At 45.4% G+C, this 21,861-nt stretch carries 19 protein-coding genes; 8 read left to right on the forward strand and 11 right to left on the reverse strand.

What is annotated here, in order from left to right; all coding sequences use genetic code 11:
- Positions 1 to 3 precede the first annotated feature (3 nt).
- Positions 4 to 2,253: a glycoside hydrolase family 3 N-terminal domain-containing protein gene (locus BT112_RS09810; RefSeq protein ID WP_072317195.1), complete on the forward strand. Its 2,250-nt coding sequence runs from the start codon at positions 4 to 6 to the stop codon at positions 2,251 to 2,253.
- Between the two features lie 117 nt (positions 2,254 to 2,370).
- On the opposite strand, the gene BT112_RS09815 is transcribed toward BT112_RS09810, so the two are convergent.
- From BT112_RS09815 to BT112_RS09825, 3 genes are all read right to left on the reverse strand, one after another.
- Positions 2,371 to 4,506 carry a polyribonucleotide nucleotidyltransferase gene (locus BT112_RS09815; RefSeq protein ID WP_072317196.1) on the reverse strand — a complete coding sequence of 712 codons (2,136 nt, stop codon included), beginning with the start codon at positions 4,504 to 4,506 and terminating at the stop codon, positions 2,371 to 2,373.
- 162 nt (positions 4,507 to 4,668) lie between these two features.
- Positions 4,669 to 4,938: a 30S ribosomal protein S15 gene (gene rpsO / locus BT112_RS09820; RefSeq protein WP_072317197.1), complete on the reverse strand. Its 270-nt coding sequence runs from the start codon at positions 4,936 to 4,938 to the stop codon at positions 4,669 to 4,671.
- A 266-nt stretch (positions 4,939 to 5,204) separates the two neighbouring features.
- Positions 5,205 to 5,519, reverse strand: coding sequence for a helix-turn-helix domain-containing protein (locus BT112_RS09825; RefSeq protein ID WP_072317198.1), 315 nt, complete (start codon positions 5,517 to 5,519; stop codon positions 5,205 to 5,207).
- Between the two features lie 516 nt (positions 5,520 to 6,035).
- Between BT112_RS09825 and BT112_RS21810 the strand changes: the two genes are divergently transcribed.
- The 6 genes from BT112_RS21810 to BT112_RS09855 all read left to right on the forward strand — a co-directional run bounded on the left by BT112_RS21810 (position 6,036) and on the right by BT112_RS09855 (position 10,551).
- Entirely contained in the window at positions 6,036 to 6,212 is a 177-nt protein-coding gene (locus tag BT112_RS21810) for a hypothetical protein (protein ID WP_175545771.1), read from the forward strand.
- A gap of 118 nt (positions 6,213 to 6,330) precedes the next feature.
- Positions 6,331 to 7,311, forward strand: coding sequence for a grasp-with-spasm system ATP-grasp peptide maturase (gwsG, locus tag BT112_RS09835; RefSeq protein WP_072317200.1), 981 nt, complete (start codon positions 6,331 to 6,333; stop codon positions 7,309 to 7,311).
- The gene (locus BT112_RS09840) at positions 7,308 to 7,517 is read left to right on the forward strand and encodes a hypothetical protein (protein WP_072317201.1); all 210 of its coding nucleotides are present in this window, start codon (positions 7,308 to 7,310) and stop codon (positions 7,515 to 7,517) included. Before gwsG ends, BT112_RS09840 begins: the two co-directional genes overlap by 4 nt.
- A 2-nt stretch (positions 7,518 to 7,519) precedes the next feature.
- The gene (gene gwsS / locus BT112_RS09845; protein ID WP_072317202.1) at positions 7,520 to 8,575 is read left to right on the forward strand and encodes a grasp-with-spasm system SPASM domain peptide maturase; all 1,056 of its coding nucleotides are present in this window, start codon (positions 7,520 to 7,522) and stop codon (positions 8,573 to 8,575) included.
- Positions 8,572 to 9,273 carry a DUF6624 domain-containing protein gene (locus BT112_RS09850; RefSeq protein WP_072317203.1) on the forward strand — a complete coding sequence of 234 codons (702 nt, stop codon included), beginning with the start codon at positions 8,572 to 8,574 and terminating at the stop codon, positions 9,271 to 9,273. Before gwsS ends, BT112_RS09850 begins: the two co-directional genes overlap by 4 nt.
- A gap of 24 nt (positions 9,274 to 9,297) precedes the next feature.
- On the forward strand, positions 9,298 to 10,551 hold the full coding sequence (locus BT112_RS09855) for a DUF6625 family protein (RefSeq protein WP_072317204.1): 1,254 nt from the start codon (positions 9,298 to 9,300) through the stop codon (positions 10,549 to 10,551).
- A gap of 94 nt (positions 10,552 to 10,645) precedes the next feature.
- Here BT112_RS09855 and accD read toward each other — a convergent pair whose 3' ends face one another.
- The 3 genes from accD to tamL all read right to left on the reverse strand — a co-directional run bounded on the left by accD (position 10,646) and on the right by tamL (position 15,383).
- Positions 10,646 to 11,503 carry an acetyl-CoA carboxylase, carboxyltransferase subunit beta gene (gene accD, locus BT112_RS09860; RefSeq protein ID WP_072317205.1) on the reverse strand — a complete coding sequence of 286 codons (858 nt, stop codon included), beginning with the start codon at positions 11,501 to 11,503 and terminating at the stop codon, positions 10,646 to 10,648.
- Between the two features lie 119 nt (positions 11,504 to 11,622).
- The gene (gene fbaA / locus BT112_RS09865) at positions 11,623 to 12,690 is read right to left on the reverse strand and encodes a class II fructose-bisphosphate aldolase (protein WP_072317206.1); all 1,068 of its coding nucleotides are present in this window, start codon (positions 12,688 to 12,690) and stop codon (positions 11,623 to 11,625) included.
- A gap of 131 nt (positions 12,691 to 12,821) precedes the next feature.
- Complete coding sequence (tamL, locus tag BT112_RS09870; RefSeq protein WP_072317207.1) at positions 12,822 to 15,383, reverse strand: translocation and assembly module lipoprotein TamL; 2,562 nt, start codon at positions 15,381 to 15,383, stop codon at positions 12,822 to 12,824.
- Between the two features lie 188 nt (positions 15,384 to 15,571).
- On the opposite strand from tamL, the gene BT112_RS09875 reads away from it, so the two are divergent.
- On the forward strand, positions 15,572 to 16,300 hold the full coding sequence (locus BT112_RS09875) for a TrmH family RNA methyltransferase (RefSeq protein WP_072317208.1): 729 nt from the start codon (positions 15,572 to 15,574) through the stop codon (positions 16,298 to 16,300).
- Between the two features lie 34 nt (positions 16,301 to 16,334).
- Here the strand turns inward: BT112_RS09875 and BT112_RS21815 are convergent, their stop codons facing one another.
- The 5 genes from BT112_RS21815 to BT112_RS09895 all read right to left on the reverse strand — a co-directional run bounded on the left by BT112_RS21815 (position 16,335) and on the right by BT112_RS09895 (position 21,423).
- Positions 16,335 to 16,475, reverse strand: coding sequence for a hypothetical protein (locus BT112_RS21815; protein ID WP_175545772.1), 141 nt, complete (start codon positions 16,473 to 16,475; stop codon positions 16,335 to 16,337).
- Between the two features lie 270 nt (positions 16,476 to 16,745).
- Positions 16,746 to 17,894, reverse strand: coding sequence for a hypothetical protein (locus BT112_RS09880; protein WP_072317209.1), 1,149 nt, complete (start codon positions 17,892 to 17,894; stop codon positions 16,746 to 16,748).
- Between the two features lie 199 nt (positions 17,895 to 18,093).
- Positions 18,094 to 19,929: a metallophosphoesterase family protein gene (locus BT112_RS09885; RefSeq protein ID WP_072317210.1), complete on the reverse strand. Its 1,836-nt coding sequence runs from the start codon at positions 19,927 to 19,929 to the stop codon at positions 18,094 to 18,096.
- 24 nt (positions 19,930 to 19,953) lie between these two features.
- A complete protein-coding gene (locus tag BT112_RS09890; RefSeq protein ID WP_072317211.1) occupies positions 19,954 to 20,355 on the reverse strand; it encodes an RrF2 family transcriptional regulator in 402 nt (133 codons plus the stop codon).
- A gap of 147 nt (positions 20,356 to 20,502) precedes the next feature.
- Positions 20,503 to 21,423, reverse strand: a complete 921-nt coding sequence (locus BT112_RS09895) for a sulfite exporter TauE/SafE family protein (RefSeq protein WP_139276096.1) — start codon at positions 21,421 to 21,423, stop codon at positions 20,503 to 20,505.
- Positions 21,424 to 21,861: the final 438 nt, after the last annotated feature.

Here is a 21,861-nt window from a genome sequence, read left to right on the forward strand (position 1 = left end):
AAAATGATTGCTATAACCAGAAAAGCCGGTGTGTTGTCTCTTTTGCTACCGGTTTTAATCTCTTGTACCGATACCCCGGTGCGGGAGGAAAAAGAAAAAGATTCTTTTACAGCCCAGGTAGATTCTGTCCTGGGGCTTATGACCCTTGAAGAGAAGATCGGACAAACCGTACTTTTTACCAGCGGATGGGATGTTACCGGGCCTTCCATGGATGATAACTACCGGGAATATATAGAAAATGGCAGCGTCGGGGCAGTGTTTAATGCCTTTACGACAACATATAACCGGGAATTGCAGCAGGTTGCCGTGGAACATACGCGCCTCGGTATTCCGTTGCTTTTTGGTTATGATGTTATTCACGGACACCGGACGATATTTCCTATTCCGCTTGGAGAATCGGCAAGCTGGGATCTCGGGCTCATGGAAAAAACGGCCCGGATAGCCGCAGTAGAGGCTTCGGCAGAGGGGATAAACTGGACTTTTGCACCTATGGTAGACGTTGCCAGAGATGCCCGTTGGGGACGTATTGCAGAAGGAGCCGGGGAAGACACCTACCTCGGCTCGCTGATAGCTAAAGCAAGAGTGAAAGGGTTTCAGGGCGATGACCTTGCGGCAAACAATACCATACTGGCTTGTGCCAAGCACTATGCTGCTTATGGGGCAGCCCTCGCAGGAAGAGATTACAACACCGTGGATATGTCCGAAAACGAATTCCGGACGACATATCTACCTCCTTTCAAAGCCGCTCATGATGTGGGAGTGGCCACGTTTATGAATTCCTTTAACGATCTCAACGGTGTGCCCGCCACCGGAAACTCTTTTTTACTCCGGGATATCCTGAAAGGCGACTGGGATTTTGACGGTTTTGTCGTCACCGATTATACCTCTATAAACGAAATGGTTCCTCACGGTTATGCCCGCGACGAAAAGCATGCCGGAGAAATAGCCATGAATGCCGGGGTGGATATGGATATGCAGGGTGGTATTTATATGAAATACCTGAAACAATCCATACAAGAAGGAAAAGTAAGTGAAAAAGACCTTAACGATGCCGTACGGAGAATACTGGATATGAAATTTCGTCTGGGTCTTTTTGAAGATCCCTATCGTTATATGGATAAAACCCGCGAGAAGGAAGAGGTCCTCAGTGAAGAGCACCTGGAGGTTGCCCGGGATGCCGCACGGAAATCCATGGTACTGCTGAAAAACGACAAGGAGGTACTGCCCCTGAAACAGGGAGCCAGGATAGCGCTTGTCGGCCCCTTGGTTAAGGACGAAAAAAATATTATAGGAAACTGGGCTGCTGCCGGAGATCGTGAAGGTACGGCAGTAAGCGTATTCGAAGCTTTCGAAGAGCGCCTCGGAAAAGATAATGTGCTTTATGCCGAAGGGTGTAAGGTGCTCGGAGAAGATACTTCCGGTTTTAAAGATGCCATTGCCGTAGCCCGAAAAGCCGATGTGGTGGTTATGGTGGTAGGTGAGCTGGAAGGTATGACAGGGGAAGCCGCAAGCAGAACAGATATCAATATTCCGGGGAAGCAGAAAGAACTCATAAAAGCAGTTAAGGAGACCGGGAAGCCTGTTATCCTGGTGCTGATGAACGGAAGACCTCTTACACTGGAATGGGAGAACAAGACCGCCGACGCGATACTGGAGGCCTGGTGGCCCGGGACTATGGGCGGGTATGCCGTTGCCGATGTGCTTTACGGAGATTATAACCCTGCCGGGAAACTCACCGTGAGCTTTCCGAGAGCTGTAGGACAGCTGCCCTTGTACTACAATCACAAAAACACCGGAAGACCGATACAACCGGAGGATCCCGATCAGAAATACGTATCGCGATATCTCTATACGCCTAACACCCCTTTATATCCTTTCGGATACGGACTCAGCTACACTTCGTTTGCCTACGAAGTAAGCACGGACAAACAAACGCTTGTTCCCGGAGAGACACTGACGATTACTGCAAAAGTAACGAACACCGGTGAGCGGGACGGAGAAGAGATCGTGCAGTTGTATGTACATGATAAAGTGGCTTCCGTTACACCGCCGGTCAAGGCGCTGAAAGGATTCGAAAAGATATTTCTGAAGAAGGGAGAAACAAAGTCTGTGAAATTCGAACTCACTGCAGAAGACCTTAAGTTTTTCAATCCTGAGCTGGAATGGATATACGAACCCGGAATGTTCGAACTCTTTGTAGGAGGACATTCCGATATGCCGTTTACGCATACTTTCGAATTGAAAACCGAATAGGAAACACCTGGACATGCGGATACCGAGAGCTTTGAGGTAGCTTCAGGGATATAAAAAAACACCCCGTTCATTCGAACGGGGTGTTTTTATTAACAATTGAAAATATATAACACTTGATTAAGATCTGTTTTTAGACTCTTTTCTTTCGGGTCTTGGTAACAAAGCTTTTCTGGATACCTTCGGTTTTTTTGTCCTTGGGTCCAGACCGATGTATTTTACATCGATAACATCACCTACATTAACCACATCGGTTACATTATTGGTGCGATCCCATGCCAGCTCGGAAATGTGCAGCAGGGACTCTTTACCGGGAACAAATTCGATAACGGCACCGAAATCGAGAACCTTGATAACCTTTACCGTATAGGTGTCTCCCTCTACAGGCTCAAACGTATAAGCATCTACGGCAGCTATAGCCTTGTCTATACCTTCCTGATCCACACCGAGGATCTCTACGATACCGAGGTTTCCTTCTTCCTCGATAACGATAGTGGTCTGTGTGCTTTCCTGTAATGCCTGAATGTTTTTACCACCTGGTCCTATAACCGCACCGATATATTCTTTCGGAATAGTCATTTTAATGATCTTCGGAGCATGAGCTTTTACGCTTTCGGCAGGGGCCGGGATTGTTTCCGTAAGTTTGTTCAGGATATGCAGACGTCCTTCGCGGGCCTGGTCAAGAGCTTTTTCGAGAATCTCATAAGAGAGCCCCTTGATCTTGATGTCCATCTGGCATGCGGTAATACCGTCGGCAGTTCCGGTTACTTTAAAGTCCATATCACCGAGGTGGTCTTCATCGCCGAGAATATCCGAAAGCACGGCGTATTTCTCTCCTTCGGAGATCAGTCCCATGGCGATACCCGAAACCGGTTTTTTTAGTTGTACACCGGCATCCATAAGTGCCATAGTACCCGAACAAACGGTTGCCATAGAAGAAGAACCGTTAGATTCCAGTACTTCAGAGACAACTCTTACAGTGTAAGGACAATCCGAAGGGATCATATTTTTAAGGGCACGTTGTGCCAGGTTTCCGTGTCCTACTTCTCTTCGGGACGTACCGCGTATCGGTCTTGCTTCTCCGGTAGAGAAAGGAGGGAAGTTGTAATGCAGATAGAATTTTTCTTCACCCTGATCGGTAGGGAGGTCTATAACATTGGCCTCTCTTGATGTTCCCAGGGTTACTGTAGCCAGAGCCTGTGTTTCTCCCCTGGTAAATATCGATGATCCGTGTGTGGAAGGCAGGTAATTCACTTCACACCAGATAGGGCGGATGTCTGTGGTTTTTCTGCCATCCAGGCGGATGTTCTCGTCAAGGATGAGGTTTCTTACCGCTTCTTTCTGTGCTTTACCGAAGTATTTCCCGATAAGGGGGGCACTTTCCAGAAGTTCTTCTTCTGTGAAGAGTTCGGCACAACGTTCTTTCAGTTCCGAAAACTGTTGAGTACGTTCTTGTTTTGATGTATTAGCTTTGGCTATGGCATAGCACTGCTCATAGGCAAATTCATGTATTTTGGCTGCGATAGCCTCGTCTTCAGGCTCTCCTGCATATTCGCGAATGGCTTTTTTACCGACTTTTTCAGCCAGTCTGAACTGGGCTTCGCACTGTAATTTAATGGCTTCGTGGGCAACTTTGATCGCTTCTGCCATTTCCTTTTCGGAAACTTCATGCATTTCTCCTTCTACCATCGCAACAGAGTCTACAGAAGCACCTACCATAAGGTCGATGTCAGCAGCAGCCAGTTGGGTTTTGCTCGGGTTGATGATAAATTCACCGTCTATCCGTGCTACCCGTACTTCGGATATCGGATATTCGAAAGGAATATCTGAAATAGCGATACAGGCAGAGGCAGCAAGCCCTGCAAGGGCATCGGGCATAACGTTGTTGTCGTGAGACATCAACTGTATCATGACCTGAGTCTCTGCATGATAATCTTTAGGGAATAACGGACGTAAAACACGGTCTACCAATCGCATGGTAAGGACCTCGCTGTCGCTCGGACGCGCTTCACGTTTAAAGAATCCGCCGGGGAATCTTCCGGCAGCGGCAAACTTTTCGCGGTAATCCACGGTTAAAGGTAAAAAATCCACATCGGGCTTCGCTTCACGTGCAGAAACCACGGTAGCGAGCAGCATTGCATCTCCCATGCGAACAACAACAGACCCGTCGGCTTGTTTAGCCAGCTTTCCTGTTTCTATGGAGATGGTCCTGCCATCGCCCAAATCAATAATCTCTTTTTTTACTTCAGGAATCATAGTTCTTCTTAAAATTAATTTATACAAAGGGTTCCGTCCGGCAGACGGGGTTGTTGTGTTGTTGTAGTTAACCCAATGAAAATTACTTCGCCCTGAGAAAATATTCCGGCCTAAACCGGGTATGAATAAAACAAAAAAGAGGCACTAAGGCCTCTTTCGGAATTATTTTCTAAGTCCTAATTCTTTCACGATAGCACGATATCTCTCGATATCTTTTTTCTTGAGGTAGTCGAGAAGGCTTCTTCTTTTACCTACCAGGCTAACCAGCGCTCTTTCGGTGTTGAAATCTTTACGGTTTCTTTTCAGGTGCTCCGTAAGGTGTGAAATCCTGAATGTAAACAGGGCTATTTGACCTTCGGCAGATCCTGTGTTTTTCCCGGAACCTCCGTGCTTTTTAAAAATGTCTTCTTTGACTTCTTTGTTCAAATACATGCCAATATTGTTTAAATGATTCTTATGTATGGTAATAGCTCGTCTATTACGGGCGCAAATATAGGGGAAATAGTTGTAATAATCTTTTTTTGTAAAAGATATTTTGAGGAGCGTTCCGGAACCTGATAGCTCACCCGTACCGTAGTCGGTGTTTTCAGATGATGTCGTAGTAGTGATCCGCGGCGACCGGTACAGGGTATGCGTTATGATGATGTGATAAGAACTATGTACATTAGAGGGTACGGGAAAGGACAGCGGGGAGTGGGTTAAAGCTGATCTTTGAGTGCCTCTACCAATTTGTCCACGGCTTTCCTGTCTGTGAGGATGATGATTGCCCCGCCGTTGATGTCGAGATCCCTGAATTGAAGATGTGTCGTATTTTCCTGTTTGTCTTCCAGCAGAGCCTGTATTTCCACGTTCAGGATTTTGGCAATGATCAGGAGTTTGGAAAGTTTTATTTCGTGGAGATCACTTTCCCAGTTACAATACGTGCCGTGGGAGACGCCTATAGACTCCTCCATCTCTTTCTGGGTAATGCCCCGAGCCTCCCGTAATGCTTTGATTCTTGCTCCGATCTTCATAGGGTGTTTTTATCAAAAATACGAAAATGTCAGAAAAAATTCAAAAAATGTCAGGTTTTTGTGTGTAGTTTTTAATATAAAATGACAATTTTTGGAAAGAATATTATTGAGATATTGAAAATATACGGGGTACACATGGTACTTTGACAACAAATAACCGGTCCCATTACTGAAATACCAAAACTTAACCTGAAGACTTTTGACAAACCTGTTATACCGAACCGACTTCTGAAATGAAAAAATAAATGCTGTAGTCCCGTTAAAGACGCTTTCTTGATAACGGGGTACAAGACCTGTATTTCTTCAATCCGCGTTCGCGAACAAAAACCCTTTGAAGGGTCTTCCCGGTCATTAATGTAAAGTGTATATCGTAATATCCGAAACGTTGTCTTTTCGGAACTGTTGTGCGGATATATTTATGACAAAATACAAAAATACCATTTTCGCGAAAGGTGGACATATTCCCGGGTGTCCGTAAAAGTCCGGGACGATTTTTAACCCTTAATCTTGTTCAATATGAAAAAGCTAAACAAGTTTGATTTAAAGAAGCTCGATTCTAAAGACCTGAGAAACATTCAGGGAGGATCCGGAGGAGGAAGTTTCTCCGCTTCAGCTTCACTTTCTGCCAGCTTAAGCCTTGGTTATACCGAGGTCGATGTAGAAGTCGAGGCAGAGGGAGAGGCCGAATGGTAGTTTCCGGTATATCAATATCCTCTAATTTGTTTAGAGGATATTGTTTTTAATATCCGGAGCATACGTCCGGAACAGAATCTTACCGGGAAAAGCGGTTAAAAACCAACAAACTACGATCATGATATTACTATTGAGCAGGCAGGATGACGGAAGTACTGCATTTGTTGTGCAATGGCTTCTGTACCTGAACAAAAAATATAAAAGACTGAACGGTGATACCGACCGGGTAAAAATCGTGGGTGTCGATATGCAAAGCGATGCGTTTATCCTGGAAGAGAACGGCAATACATTCAACCTTTTCGATTTTGATTCCGTATGGTACCGTCGAAGGGGGATGTCCATCAAAAACACACAGGCCGATACGGGATTGCTGAATGAGGTACTTTTTACAGATAACGAACATTATCATAAAAGGCATGTCAACGAAGAGCTGAAAGAACTCATTGCCTATGCACACCATATCGTGGAGAAAAAAAGTACCAGGCAACTGGGAGGGCATATGACATCGGCCGTGAATAAATTCAAGGTCCTTGACCTGGCCCGCGATTGCGGACTGAAAATACCCAGGACATTTGTAGTGACCTCCAAAGACGAAATCCTGAAGATCATGGAAAAAGAAGGGAATGTCGTCACCAAGGCCATGAGTCAGGGGATATATTTCTTTACCCGTAAGCGGCATTACTATTCCTATACCGAACGGCTTACCCCCGATGCTGTAAGGCAATTACCCGATGTATTCTTTCCATCCCTGTTACAGGCCGAAATAAAAAAGAAATATGAACTCAGGATATTTTTTCTGAAAGAAGAATACTATGCTATGGCTATTTTTTCTCAGAATGACTCCAAAACCGAAGTGGATTTCAGAAAGAAGACCGAAGACAGCCAGGTGAGAAATGTACCTTATCGCCTTCCGGAGCACATCCGGGAAAAGCTGATAGAAGTTGCGGCAAAACTCCGGCTGGATACCGGGTCTTTTGATATGATCGTGGATACCGACAATAATTATATTTTTCTCGAAGTGAACCCTCTGGGGCAATTCAGTATGACCTCCTTTCCGTGTAACTACTACCTGGAAAAGAAAATTGCAGAAACATTATGAGTATAAAACTACAGAAATTCGAAATAGAAAAGAAAAAGCTGGAGAGTTTGCCACTCTTCTACAATTATATTCTCTACAACGATTTTCCCGAAGCGGATGCCGGGGTTGAGGAATGTGTGAGTTTCAATGAAAAGCTCAACTGTTACCAGGATCACACACCTCCGGAAAAGATCATTTCAAAATTCATAGATTTTTCAAAAGACTGAACATGGAAGGACATATCATCGATACCAACAGGAATAATTTTTTTATGCTCTATGCCGACTGTATCCCCGTGAAGGGATATACGCGGACCATGATTTGCGATACGGCCAATGGAGAACTGTTTTTTGTAGATAACACCTATTACGACCTGATCCTGGAACTGAGGGAACTAACCATAGGAGAGGTTGCAGCGATGCTTGGGGAAGACGACCTCCCCGAATTCGCAACCTTTCTGGAACAAATGACAGCGGGTGATCTGGGGACTTTTGTCGAAGATCCCGGGCTTTTTCCGCCTATCGCCGAAGAATGGGACAGCCCGTTCAGGATCACGGACGCCATTATCGATATCCGGGATAAACAACACGATTATAATGGGCTCTTCGACCAGCTCAATGCATTGTTATGCCCTTACGTGCAAATCCGTTCGTATGCGGAGCAGTCTCCCGAAGCGCTGAACGCTATACTTTCCGCGTATGATAAGCTATCCGAATTCAGACATATAGAGATTGTTCTGAAATATCCGGAAGACTTCGATGAAAATGGTTATCGCAATATCCTATCCGATTACAGGATGGTCTCTCTTACGTTTTACGCTTCTAAAAACGATCGGGAGATCGCACATCACCGGATGTCCTTTATAAAACAGACTTTTAGTTCGTGTGAGCAGTGCGGTATTATCAATAAAAAGAGCATGAGCCTTCCGGGGCTGAGCAGCTTTATGGAGCATAAAAATCACAACAGCTGTCTGAACCGGAAAATTTCAATTGACGAATCCGGGAGGATAAAGAACTGTCCTTCCATGAAAAAGGATTACGGGGATGCAGATAACGTTCCGTTGGCCGAGGTTTTAAAAGACAGGGCCTTCACAGGGTTGTGGGATATCCGTAAAGACCAGATCAAGGTATGTAAAGATTGCGAATTTCGCTATATCTGTTCGGATTGCCGGGCGTATGTGGAAGATCCTTCCGATATCTATTCGAAACCTTTGAAATGCAGTTACGATCCTTATACCGGGCAATGGGAAGAAACAATGCATGAACACCAAAAAGCAATACTATGAAAATGACACCTGTTTTTTTAATCCTCCTGATATTCTGGGGGAATATGTTAACTGCCCAGGAAGATGATGACATGAAGGATTACGGCAAAGTTTCCGGACAGCTCGATTCGATTTACCAGAGCGATCAGAAAGTACGGTTCGAGCTGATGGCTTTGAAGAGCAAACTGGATAAGGCTACCGGACAGGAAAAGGTGGCGTTGCAACAGGAATTTGCAGCTTCTATCCTGACGATGCAAAAGAATGATTCTATGAACCTCAGGGCGGTAAGGGCTATTATTGATGAATACGGCTGGCTCGGCCCCGGAAAAATAGGCGGACAAGCCAGTCAGGCTATGTTCCTGGTGATACAGCATGCGGATATCGATGTTCAGAAAAAATACCTGCCGCTTATCCGGGAGGCTGCTGAAAAGGGAGAAACCAGTAAGAGCAATCTCGCGCTGCTCGAAGACCGTATTGCCATCCGCGAAGGCAGGGAGCAGATTTACGGAAGCCAGGTATGGGTAGACCCCGTAACCAATACACACTATGTAGACCTGTTATCCGACCCGGATCATGTGGATGAGCGGCGGGCCGAAGTGGGATTGCCGCCTATGGAAGTATATCTGAAACAGGCTTTTGGTATGGAATGGGACCCCGAAACGTATAAGAGCGATGTGTTGCCGAAACTGAAAGCTCTTAAGGCTTCCGCGAAGAAGTAATAATCCGCCAAATTATTAAAGTGCATGCACAAGATTATTCTCATAACCTGTTATTTCGGTCGTTTTCCCTGGTATTTCAGGCTCTTCATAAAATCCTGCCGATATAATCCTACCGTAGAATTCCTGATTTTTTCCGATGCTGATCCGGGATATGACCTGCCTCCGAATGTGACATTGGTGCCTTTCGGTATCGATGAATTTAACCGGCTTGCCACCCGTAAACTGGGATTGGATATCCGTATTCGGGAAGCCTACAAGTTATGCGATTTTAAACCGGCTTATGGCGTTATCTTTTCAGACTACATCGAAGGGTATGATTTCTGGGGTATAACGGATATCGATATCGTATTCGGGCGTATACGCGAATTTATGACTACGGCATTACTTCATACGTACGAGGTTGTTTCGGTAAGGGACGATTATCCCACGGGCAGTTTTATGCTCTTCAGAAATACGGATAAGATCAACAGACTTTACACCCTGAGCAGAGATTATCAAAAGGTGTTTGCCTCGGAAAAGCACTACTGTTTCGACGAATGCAACTTCAAGCATTATTATCTGCAGGAAGGAGGGGATATTTTTAAGACACATTGCGATATCGAAAGTATGCATCATGTCCTTAAAAAGGAAGAGCAGAAAGGATTGGCAGTTCATTTTGATTTTCTCATCATCGAAGGACTCCCCGGAGCGCTGAAGTGGGACAGCGGTGTACTGTCTTTTAAAAATGAATATGAAGTCTTAATGCATCACCTGATTTTATATAAAGCCAATCGTTACACCCGAAAAAAGGTATGGAAAGAGATTCCCGATACCTTTTATATCGACAGGTATACGATACGGCGATATTCCACCCGGTCCGTCCGGGGAAAAATCCATAGTTTTATCCGTAATACCTGCCTTCCGGGGCTGAAAAAAGCCGGATTTGCTATCGATTCCTATATGGCACATATATTGGGACGAAAAGTAAAAGGACTTTCCCCGGCCGTATACGAACTCAACGGGATAAAGGTTCGGATATCGAAAAATGATAACGGGGAAAACCAGGTTTCGTTCCAGGGTATCCGCCCGGTTCCCCTGGTGAAATCGTTATGGTATCCGGAGCGTTTTTACAGTCGTTCGGTAAAACAGGTGAGGTGCCGTATAGCGGAGGGTAAACTTACGGAATATCATATTAACGGTGGAAAGCAGACGTTTAAGCTCAGCGGGAGTAATACGGACGCAACAACTACGCCGACAACAGCAGACTATGCCGGAAAAATTCTCCCGGATGCCGGATGAACGGAGGGGGGAGTTTTTTAGTTTGTAGTTTTGTAATCGTTGTGTAAGAATATAAAAAAAGAGGCTGTCTTTTCGGGCAGCCTCTTGATGTGTGTTAGTCTCTGACTTCCTGATTCAGGATCAGGTCGAGGTAGAGGTTTATTTTTTTCTTGAGGTTTTTACGGTGCGATATAAAATCGAGGAAACCGTGTTCCTGTAAGAATTCTGAGGTTTGAAAGCCTGCGGGCAGATCCTGTCCGGTAGCTTCTTTTACAACCCTGGGGCCTGCAAAACCAATAAGTGCTCCGGGTTCTGCAATATTAATGTCACCGAGCATGGCATACGATGCCGTAGTTCCTCCGGTAGTAGGGTCCGTACAAAGCGAAATGTAGGGAATACGTGCTTCGGCCAGTTGTGCCAGTTTGGCTGATGTCTTGGCCAGCTGCATGAGCGAAAGGGCAGCTTCCATCATCCGGGCACCACCGGATTTGGATATCATCAGAAAAGGAATGTTGTTTTTTATGGAGTAGTCGATAGCTCTGGCAATTTTTTCTCCGACAACGCTTCCCATCGACCCCCCGATAAAGGCAAAGTCCATACAGGCAATAACCAGGTCTTTACCCATAGATTTCCCTACTGCGGTACGAACCGCATCTTTGAGGTGGGTCTTTTCCTGGGCTTCTTTCAGGCGGTCCGTATATTTTTTGGTGTCGACAAACTTCAGCGGATCTTTGGAAGTGAGGTCGGGATCGAGTTCTTCATAAGTGTTATCGTCAAACAAGATCGAAAAATATTCCTTGCTTCCTATCCTGACATGATAGTCGTCCTCCGGGCTGACGTAAAAGTTTTTCTCCAGTTCTTCGGCTCCGACAATTTTTCCGGTAGGAGACTTATACCAAAGTCCCTTAGGCGTGTCTTTCTTTTCCTCCGTGGTGGTCTGGATACCTTTTTCTTTTCGTTTGAACCAAGCCATGTTTTTGTTTTTCGTTATAATAAAGTGTTGTTGAGTACCCGTTTACCGGGGTTTTTGGGCGCAATTTAAAAAATATGCACGACATAAACCCCGGTAAGCGATTATACTCTTTAACCTCTCTACAAGGTATTTACATTATTAAGGTCTTCGAAAGCTTTCTTCAGACGTGCGATAAACGTCTTTTCTCCCTCACGAAGCCAAACTCTCGGATCATAGAATTTTTTATTGGGCTGATCTTCTCCGTCCGGATTTCCGATCTGAGCCTGAAGATAATCTTTTTTATCCTGGATATAATCTCGTATTCCTTCGAGGAAAGCGTATTGAAGATCCGTATCGATATTCATTTTGATAACCCCGTAACCGATAGCTTCACGGATTTCTTCGATCGTAGACCCGGATCCTCCGTGGAATACGAAATCGATGCTGTTGGCAGGAACATTGTATTTTTCGGATACGAATTCCTGGGAGTTTTTCAGGATCTTGGGAGTAAGTTTTACATTTCCGGGCTTATAAACCCCGTGTACGTTTCCGAAAGCAGCGGCAATAGTAAACTTAGGGCTTATTTTCATCAGCTCTTCATAAGCGAAAGCTACTTCTTCGGGTTGGGTATAAAGTTTGGAAGAATCTACATCGGTATTATCCACACCGTCTTCTTCACCACCGGTAACACCCAGTTCTATTTCGAGAGTCATACCCATTTTACTCATGCGCTCCAGGTACTTTTTACAGATCTCGATGTTCTCTTCCAGAGGTTCTTCCGAAAGGTCTATCATGTGAGAACTGAAAAGCGGTTTTCCTGTTTCTGCAAAGTGTTTTTCACTGGCATCGAGCAGGCCGTCTATCCAGGGAAGCAGTTTTTTGGCACAGTGGTCCGTATGTAGGATAACAGTAGCTCCGTAAGCTTCCGCGAGTTCGTGTACATGCTTGGCGCCGGCTACGGCTCCGAGGATCGCAGCTTTTTGTCCGTCATTGGAAAGTCCTTTTCCGGCGTTGAACTGAGCTCCTCCGTTTGAAAACTGAAGGATAACCGGAGCGTTCAGTGTTGCTGCAGTTTCCAGCACCCCGTTGATACTGTCCGAACCGATTACGTTTACTGCCGGCAAAGCAAAACCTTTGCTTTTTGCATAGGCAAATATGTCCTGTACTTCATCGCCGGTAGCTACCCCGGGCTTAATGTTATGACTCATAGTTTTTAAGTTTTCCAGAATTTGAAAATTAGTAAAGAGCAAAAATAATAAATTTCAATGGCTAAAACCCAAAATCGCTGTCTAAATTAGCATAGCGGGCCATCTATGACGATCGGAGCGGAGTGAGCCTGTCAGAAAGGATAATTGATACCGATGTTGTACACGGCATTTCCGAAATTATAATCCCGGAACCAGCGCCTGGACATCTGCTCGGCGGGGTTATAGGTTTTAAAGCCGGTATCGAGGCGGATGACGAAGAAACCGAAATCGTAACGAAAACCGAAACCTGTTCCGAGGGCGATATCTTTCAACGAAGAAAAGTCTTTGAAGATAGCTTCTTCATTTGCCACGTCATCCAAAGCGTTCCAGATGTTACCCGCATCGGCAAAAATAGCTCCGTTAAGACTCCCCATGATGTTAAAACGATATTCGAGATTCAGCGCAATTTTCAGGTTAGCTTCGTTAAAATCATTTCGGGCATCTGTTCTTCCCGGGCCGAGAGAGTAGGCCTGCCATGCCCTGTTGTCATTGGTTCCCCCGGCAAAATAACTTCGGGAAAACGGAATATTGGTCGCATTGCCATACGGAATGGCAAAACCAAAAAAGCCCCGGAAAGCAAGAATGCCCTGCCGGGAGATCTGCTGATGCTTTATAAAGTCCAGTTCTGTTTTTACGTACTGGGAGTACTGTACGTCGAATACCAGTTTTTTGCCATTGTCGTTCTTGTTGAATTTGATGAGTTGCGATGCAGCGGAAAGCACGTTTCCGGCAATTTCCAGTTTGGTTTTGAACTGTGAGAACGTATTGTCGCTGGCCCCGCGCCTGGTATTTTTCGTGTAGGTGAAATTAGAAGCAAAGATGAGGTTATTAGCGCTCAGTCGTCTCCTTCGTTCGTCGATACTGGAGATACTCCGGAAATCGTCCGAATTCGGAGTCAGCCCCGTGATGGCACCGGATAATGCATCGCGGGTGAACTGGTCGGTTCCCGAAGGGATGAGAAGATTCCCGTTATCATCGAAATAAGCCGGATCTACCGTATAATTTTCCGCGATATTGTTCAGCCTTTCATAACTGTTCTGGTACACCCTGAAGTAACGGTCCACATTGAGGTTACGTATAAATTCGATATTCACCAGTTCAAAAGTGTGTTTCTTCTGGAAAGAAGGCGTCCAGTTGTACCGCAGTATGGTATTGAAACTCTGTTTGTCCAGCCCTATATTCTTCTGAAAGGAACTACCTACCGAGATACGGGTCTCCGGCAACATGTATTTAGGAATAAACTTCCGGGTATCGAACAGGAAAAATATCCGCGGAAAATTCAGCCGTATATCTCCTCCGAATTCGGAAATATTAAAAAAGCGGTCATTGGGGTTACTGGCTTCCCTGGATGAACCTACGGTTCCCCGTGCCGATACTTCCAGGGTTTCCGCCCCCCGGAAAACATTCCGGCTGATGAGGGAGGTACTGAACGATATACCGATATCCTGGATGTTGGAATGTGATATATCCGTATTGAGTCCCAGCGAAAATTTGGGACGGTGGGTGAGGTATATATTGGTATTCAGGGTGTCGTTTGTCCCGTTCTCATACAGGTATTCGATGTTCGGGTACTTAAAGGTATTGAGGTTGCTGATCTGCCTGTAGGTGCGTGTACGATCGATCTCGCGGTAAAGGTTTCCCGGGGCGATAGCCACCGCATCGGTCAATGCCTTGGGTTTGTACCGCAGTTTGTTCCTGAAATAGATGGTGAATTTATCATAAGATATCGAATCGAGGGAATCACGGTCCATACCAAAAGTGTAATCGGCATAGATGTTCACATTTTTTATACGGTGTATCTTATATGGGATCTCCTTTACCGAATCGCCCACCCTTTCATGCCGGTTGTCTATTTGTATTTCCACCGGCATTTTATAATCTTCGTTAGCCGTCAGGGTATCCCGGAGTACATTGAAACGGATAGACGAATTGGGCTGGAACTGGTAGATCCCGGAGTTGATCAGTATGGAATTTATTCGTTCCCGTTCCGCTTCGAAATGGGCGAGATCGAATTGTTCTCCTTTTTTGATAAGCATCCTCGAATCGTAACGGGAGTAAATAGAATCGACATCCGGAGACTCTATTCTCTTGGAAATACTGTCCAGAAAATAGGGTTTCCCGGTGGTGACACGGTAATTGACTTCGCCGCGTTTCTTTTTATTCGGTACCGAGTCTACGGTATAAGTAACCTTATTGTTAAAATAGCCTTTGCTGTTGTAATATAGGTTCAGGCGTTCTCTCGATTTTCCGGCTTTGATCTCGTTGACGATCACCGGGGCTTCTCCCGTTTCTTTGAGCCAGTTGTTAAACCCTGCTACGGACCGTCCCAGTTCGATGACCTGCTTTTCCGAGAGCAGGTTTATCATGTGTTTCTCCCGCTTCGCTTTACGGTGTAACCATGCGAGGTAAGCGGAGTCCGATTTCGGAGTAGCGAGATTATAAATATGAAGTTTAAGGTGAAAACCGAGCAGCGAACTGTTGGGATGCTGTAAGACCAGGTTTTTCAGGGTCTCGTCTTTTTCCTGTTCACCGTTGACATAAATATTGTTTCTGGTGAGCAGTAACTGATCGTCTTCTACCCTTTTTACAGCATTACACGATACTATAGACAGTATTAAAAAGATTACCGCTATTTTTGTGATCAGAGTTTTCAATAGAAAAGAGACAGGTTTAACAGATTATCGATCCCGGATACTTAAAGTTTACAGCACTGTATAATGCAGAAACAAAGATGAAAAAAAAATGTGTGAATTCCTCCCGTAAAATAGGAGTAAAACCTATTTTTTATAGCATTGTTCCGGGATCGGTACTGAAGCTGTACGGAAAAAATACACGGTAACGGATGATTAGTAAGAACGAAATTAAGCTAATAACGGGTTTACACCAAAAAAAGTACAGGAGCAAACACGGAATGTTTATCGCCGAGGGGATAAAGGTTATCCGGGAACTTCTGGAGGCCGGAGTGCCACTGAAAGCACTGTATACTACATCTACAACGCAGTTCGACCTTGCCACCGGTCTTGTCCGGGAAATTTCGGAACAGGAACTGAAAAAAATAAGCCAGTTGAAAACTCCCAATACAGCACTGGCCCTTTTTGAAATTCCACAATCCGAATCTGTGGTTCCTTCCGGGCTTATCGTAGCGCTTGACGATATCCGGGATCCGGGAAACCTGGGAACCATCATCAGGTTATGCGACTGGTTTGGTATAGAACATCTCGTTTGCAGTCGTGGTACCGTAGATTGCTATAACAGCAAGGTCATACAGGCTACCATGGGATCGCTGGCACGGGTAAATGTCGCTTATACCGAAATAGAAGACCTGATCAGGACAACAGACCTGCCCGTGTTTGTCGCCGATATGGACGGAGAGAATGTCTACGGAGCAACACTTCCGGATAAGGGTATACTGGTTATGGGCAATGAAGCCAACGGGCTCTCCGAAAACATCAGGAAACTGGCAGACCGAACGCTGTCCATTCCCCGTTTCGGGAAGTTGCAAAAGACAGAAAGCCTGAATGTCGCAACGGCGACAGCCATACTTTTAAGCGAATTTAAAAGAGGGGCTTAATAAAGAAAAACATAACCGTTGTACAGCCGAAAAATTAATCCTCTTTCTTGTTGAAAAGAAATCCCAGCGGAAGGATGAGGAACAGGAAGAAAAACCGGCCAGTGATCACCCCGAAAACGGTGATGGCCGCAGCGATGATCATAATGATCTGTGATGTTTTTTTATTGCCAAACATAGCAGGAATTCCTTAAAAGACGGCGGGGATGCCGGTCAGTTTCAAAAGTATGGTTTTTATACCGTTCGCCAAAACAACAGGGAGTCTTTTCGCACAAGACCTGTTTGTTTGTAATTTTTTTATGTTACCGGTAAACCGATAATCCGGCATATCAGGCCATGAGGTAAGCCCGGATTTATGTATGCAATATCCTAAAGTAAGGCAATAGTTCTCACTTTAATAAAAAACGGGGCCACCACTTTGGGTAGCCCCGTTTTTCGTTACCTCTGTCTAACTTCTGCTTCTCGAAGTACTACTGCTTTGCCTGTTGCTGTTCCCGGAGGTACGGCTTGTGGCGGAGCTTTGTCGTACCGGAGTGGTCTGGCGCTGTACTCCTGAAGTACCTCTGGTCACGGAAGTCCGGCTGCTTTGGGAAGCGGAATTGCTCCGGGCTGTTGTGCTATTGTCACTTCGCTCTTGCGAAGTTCTCGCGGATGTGCGGGTTGTAACAGGTGTACTGCTGCTGCGAGTCGTACCGGAAGTATTGGCACTTCGACGGTCTGTTGCTGTAGCGGTTGTACTTTTCCTGCTTTTGTTCTCTGACTGCCGGTCTGTGGCAGAAGAACGTCCGGAAGCGTTGTTCGAAGTTACAGGTGTTGAGGTTCTCCTTGAAGTAGAAGCATTGTTTTTCAGTACCTGGTCTTCTCTTCTGTACGTAATAGCGTTGCTTGCCCTTCGGTCCGTGCTTCTGTTGTACGAACTGTTAACTACGGTTCTGCCGTCCTGGTAATGTGTGCGTGTTCCGGGAAGGTAAAAATCCCTTCTGCTGTTGGCATATGATCTGCTTCCGTTATAATGGGTGCTATGATATGCATAGGTATAACGTACGGGTGTATAATACCTGCGGTAAGGTGTGGTATAAACCACACTGTACGTATAGTAAGGCATCGTGTAATAGGTATGCCAGGGTCTGTAAATATACCGCCTGTTTAAGGTGTTGATATACCCGGTATAGTGCGTGAAATGCCAGTAGTTGTCATAGTGGATAACCATGCCTCCCAATTGTACGAGATACCCGTTATTGTAACGGATGAAAACATTTCCGGCCTGGATGATACGCCCGTAGTCATCATAGAAAACAGGGATATTTTCTATTTGTATCACTGCTCCGTAGTTGTCGTATTGCACGTACGGGTCGTAATTATAGCCCGAATTAAAGCTAAAGGACATTCCGGGAGTATTGATATTGAGCTGTGTTCTGCGGTTGCCGAGGTAACTGAAGTCGAACTGTCCGTCGGGATATACGGAAAATTCAACGTTACCTTCCGTAAATATATAAGAATCTCCGCTATACCTGCTGTAATAGTTGGTAAGCTCCTCCGATGCCTCCATGTCCGTACCCAGGAGCATGGTAGCAAATAGTATAAACAGATTTTTCATAATGTTCTTTTTAAATGTCAGCAATTGTTTTTGTTGTGGCCACAATTACTGATTAGCATATACCAAATGCTGTGCCAAAATGAAAAAAAATATTCTTATGTCTGAAAATCAACTACTTGTTTCCGATGACCAACGGGGAGAACATGGAGACTCTTTTAACGGATGCTTTATTTTTCAGATCAGGGCCGCACACCGGAGATCAGGGAAGGGCTTTCAATGTTCCCGATACCATATCGATGCGAAAATGGGCTGCCGGAGCGCCGTGCAAGAAGTGGTGGAGACATTCGAAAACGAGTTGCAACCGGGAATGTAAGGGGGAGTTATACGGGAGTTTTCTATAGTGTTCCGCGAGATAATTGTACTGGGCTATACGTTTTTCCGGGATATCCGCAAAGGCGAGTTCGTCCGCATTGCGGAGTTTGTAAAAGTCGTACAGGAGATCCCTGCCGTCCCATTTCCGGAAATCGCGATAACGCAGTCCTGATTTGCGCAGTTCTTTCTTGTGTTGCGGATTACTGATCATAGCTATAAAATCGGTTCCCTTCCGGGCGAGGATCGCTTCCCGGAGTTCTTCGGGCCAGTCTTTTAAAAAACGCAGACGTACCAGTTCGCGGAGGTGCCACAGGGTAAAATCCTTATAGGTCTTGCTCCGCAGGATGCTCTTATCCCACAGTGGCTGTTCCCGGTTTTGCAGATATTCGTATTCGGTTTCATATAGCGGGAAAAGCGCCCTGAACTCGGTGACGTCCGATAGGGAAACGGTCTCTACTTCTATGTCTTCATCATGTATGGTGAGTATTTTATACCCGGGCATATAAGCCGCTGGAGAAGGAGATTGAATATTGACGAGCCAGTCGCCGGTATCGTAATTGCGGATACCGGTGTCGTTGATATGCATGTGCCCGCCTACGTGGACGCGTAGTCCGGCCTTTGCAAAGGTCTCTGCTACTGCCTCGGGGGGAACACGGCCCAGTTGCCATTTTTTGCCACCGAACAGTTTTTCGAGCAGGGGGGAGGCATCATCGTTAAAATCGATCATTGGAAAATGACTGAAGGCAATAAGCGTTTTATGGTACTTTCTGGCCAGGGCGGTGATCTCTTTGACCCAGCCGATGAGATGCTGCTTATGAGAAAGTACATTTTTATATCCCGTTCCGGCCCCGCTGTAGTTTCCGGCGTGCTCCGGGGAAACGGTGGGGTCTTCGGGGATATGTACATCGCCGTCCAGGGCAAGGAGCCATAGTCCGGGTACGGGCTCTACGACATAACTTGCATCCGGTACGGGATAACCCGGGAGAACATCGTACATGCGGTTTTGGAGTCTTCCGGCTTCCCGTGCTTTTTCGATGGTATAGGAATCCGGGGTATAGGTGCTGAAAGGCGTAGCCCAATAGAGATTATCAGGGGAAGGGTAGAACCCGAAATGCTCCAGGGTTTTCATAATATCCGCGTATCCCGATTTGGCAATATCCCGGGAAAAAACCGGGGGAAGGGCCGTTGTTGTATTCCGGACCGTGTCTTTTGCGATACTGGTAATAAGCTGGTTTTTGCCACCCGCTCCCAGAAAATCAGATTTTCCGGCTTCCTGCCGGAATGGCCCTACCGGATCGTGATTTCCTGTGGTGATAAAAAATTGCATACCGTACTGCCCGGAATAATGGTCCAGGATATGCCGGAGTCCATTGACATGTATGGGCTGCCCGTCATCGGAGTAGTCACCGGGAAGGGCTACCAGGCGTATGCCCCGTGCTGCAATATCCTGAAGTGCTGTAAGGAAAGCAAAGTAATTCTCGTTAAATATACGGGTAGAGTGCAACTGGGCACCCATAGTGCGCAGCAAGGTATATTTGCCCGTTTCCGGGTTTATAATACCCCGGTATCCGGTATCTGTAAATGTACCGTAAAGGTCCTGCAGATGTACATCGGCGAGAAATGCTATCCTGGTTGCTTCCGGATCAGCCCCTGATTGCGAAAATATACGGGGAACAGGGAAGAGCAGAAGGAAGAAGAGAAAAGACGGAAGGTACGATCTCATAATATCGGTCGGATAGGAACTGTTTTACATGTCCACGATAGATTTTTCCAGAACAGGCAGCATGGATGTCCGCAACTGTAAAAACATTTTACGGACTTTACATGTTTTTTCATCTACGCACTCTTCGCAGGTTTCATAAAAATTTTCCGAAGTACAGGTGGTAAGTGCTATAGGGCCGTCTATGATACGCATTACGGCGGCTACCGTAATTTCTTCCGGCGGCCTGGCAAAGCTGTAACCACCTTTTGGGCCGCGTCGGCTTTTCACGACCCGGCTTTGTTTCAGGGTGTTCATGATCGCTTCCAGGAATTTATACGGAATTTTTTCCGCCTCCGATATTTCCTTGGTGGAAACCGGTACTAATTCCGGATGCTCATGAATATAAACAAGAGCCTTAAGAGCGTATTTGGCTTTTCTGGATAGCATATATACAGGTAAAATATATGCAATAATAAGAAGATAACTTTACGTACTCAAAAAAATGATGAGATGAAGCAGTCCATTCCGTGCATTTATGAAATAGGGAAATAGCCGGCCGTCCCGGGAAACGAGCCTGAAATAGCGTAAAAACAGTTAACTTATAAGAGATACAATGAAGTGAGAATACTCGCCTATCGTTTTGTATATGGTAAGTAATGAAGTGAGTATAACAACCATTCCCACAACGATAAACAGTACTTTTTTATTGATCCGTGAGGCCAGAAAAGCCCCGATCGGAGCAGCAAAAACCCCTCCTATAATAAGCCCGAGAACTACCTGCCAGCTGTCGATACCCACGTAGTACAGAAAAATACCGGTGGCGAAAAAAGTAATAAAAAATTCTGCGGTATTAACGGTGCCTATGGTTTCACGTGGACTTTTTCCCTGGTTGATAATATTGGATGTGACTATGGGGCCCCAGCCTCCGCCGCCTATGGCGTCTAAAAGCCCTCCGATAAAGGCGAGCAGCCCGGCCCGTTTGACTTCTTTTTTCTCTTTGTGTTTGTTGCGGATACCTTTGTAAAGGATCATGCTTCCGAGAATGAGGAGATAGGCAGAAATATAGGGTTTTACCATACCACCGTCCAGAATATCGGAAAGCAGGTACGCTCCGGCAACAGCCCCGATAACACCCGGTATGACCAGGCGGATCAGTAAAGCTTTATCGATATTCTTAAACCGCAGATGGGAAAGCCCCGAAACTCCTGTGGTAAATACTTCCGCAGTGTGAATACTGGCAGAAGCAATCCTCGGTGATACGCCGAAATGAAGGAGCAGGGCATTACTGCTGGCTCCGTAAGCCATTCCCAGTGCTCCATCGATAAGCTGGGCAAAAAAACCGATGGCGACAAAAGTAAAAAATGTGCTGTCAAAAGAAAATACATTGCCTTCACCGGTACTGATAATATAAACAAAATAGATAACAAGCAGGAGTTTGAGTACCAGAATGGCAATTCCTATCTGCTTGAAGCTTATCTTGGAGAGCCGGTCTTTAATCATGTGCAAAGCGGTCATTATATTCTTAGTTTAAAAATTCGGGAACCTTACAAATTATGGTTTCAGGTGCTTGTGGTTCCGGTATGACGACAATGTTCTGTTTTGGAAGAAACAGGAACACGGGGCGAAGGTAAATATAAAATAATTAATTCTATAGATTTAGTAGGAATAAATATTTTATTTAGAATAATTCCTGTTTTGTATTAGGTTTAAAATGTTGATATTTCGTTTTTAACGAATATAGAAGTGGTGTGTTCCCTGATATTATATCCATTAAAATATTAATCCTATTTAATCCATAGGTTTTGTGGTTTTAAATAAAATTGTATACATTTGTCCCATAACAGAGCATTGTGGCGAACAAATGATACCAGTGATGAAGAAAATAATGTGTTGTATGAACGATCGGGGGAGTTAAAAGGAACCGTAAGGATAGCGGTATGCTGTTTCTATAAT

The sequence above is a fragment of the Sinomicrobium oceani genome (genome assembly GCF_900119185.1).
GTDB lineage: Bacteria > Bacteroidota > Bacteroidia > Flavobacteriales > Flavobacteriaceae > Sinomicrobium > Sinomicrobium oceani.

What these genes read in the sequence shown, in the direction of transcription:
- BT112_RS09810 (WP_072317195.1), top strand. Translation starts at nt 4, where the DNA reads ATGATTGCTATAACCAGAAAAGCCGGTGTGTTGTCTCTTTTGCTACCG.
- BT112_RS09815 (WP_072317196.1), bottom strand. Translation starts at nt 4,506, where the DNA reads ATGATTCCTGAAGTAAAAAAAGAGATTATTGATTTGGGCGATGGCAGG.
- rpsO (WP_072317197.1), bottom strand. Translation starts at nt 4,938, where the DNA reads ATGTATTTGAACAAAGAAGTCAAAGAAGACATTTTTAAAAAGCACGGA.
- BT112_RS09825 (WP_072317198.1), bottom strand. Translation starts at nt 5,519, where the DNA reads ATGAAGATCGGAGCAAGAATCAAAGCATTACGGGAGGCTCGGGGCATT.
- BT112_RS21810 (WP_175545771.1), top strand. Translation starts at nt 6,036, where the DNA reads ATGAAAAAGCTAAACAAGTTTGATTTAAAGAAGCTCGATTCTAAAGAC.
- gwsG (WP_072317200.1), top strand. Translation starts at nt 6,331, where the DNA reads ATGATATTACTATTGAGCAGGCAGGATGACGGAAGTACTGCATTTGTT.
- BT112_RS09840 (WP_072317201.1), top strand. Translation starts at nt 7,308, where the DNA reads ATGAGTATAAAACTACAGAAATTCGAAATAGAAAAGAAAAAGCTGGAG.
- gwsS (WP_072317202.1), top strand. Translation starts at nt 7,520, where the DNA reads ATGGAAGGACATATCATCGATACCAACAGGAATAATTTTTTTATGCTC.
- BT112_RS09850 (WP_072317203.1), top strand. Translation starts at nt 8,572, where the DNA reads ATGAAAATGACACCTGTTTTTTTAATCCTCCTGATATTCTGGGGGAAT.
- BT112_RS09855 (WP_072317204.1), top strand. Translation starts at nt 9,298, where the DNA reads ATGCACAAGATTATTCTCATAACCTGTTATTTCGGTCGTTTTCCCTGG.
- accD (WP_072317205.1), bottom strand. Translation starts at nt 11,503, where the DNA reads ATGGCTTGGTTCAAACGAAAAGAAAAAGGTATCCAGACCACCACGGAG.
- fbaA (WP_072317206.1), bottom strand. Translation starts at nt 12,690, where the DNA reads ATGAGTCATAACATTAAGCCCGGGGTAGCTACCGGCGATGAAGTACAG.
- BT112_RS09875 (WP_072317208.1), top strand. Translation starts at nt 15,572, where the DNA reads ATGATTAGTAAGAACGAAATTAAGCTAATAACGGGTTTACACCAAAAA.
- BT112_RS21815 (WP_175545772.1), bottom strand. Translation starts at nt 16,475, where the DNA reads ATGTTTGGCAATAAAAAAACATCACAGATCATTATGATCATCGCTGCG.
- BT112_RS09880 (WP_072317209.1), bottom strand. Translation starts at nt 17,894, where the DNA reads ATGAAAAATCTGTTTATACTATTTGCTACCATGCTCCTGGGTACGGAC.
- BT112_RS09885 (WP_072317210.1), bottom strand. Translation starts at nt 19,929, where the DNA reads ATGAGATCGTACCTTCCGTCTTTTCTCTTCTTCCTTCTGCTCTTCCCT.
- BT112_RS09890 (WP_072317211.1), bottom strand. Translation starts at nt 20,355, where the DNA reads ATGCTATCCAGAAAAGCCAAATACGCTCTTAAGGCTCTTGTTTATATT.
- BT112_RS09895 (WP_139276096.1), bottom strand. Translation starts at nt 21,423, where the DNA reads ATGACCGCTTTGCACATGATTAAAGACCGGCTCTCCAAGATAAGCTTC.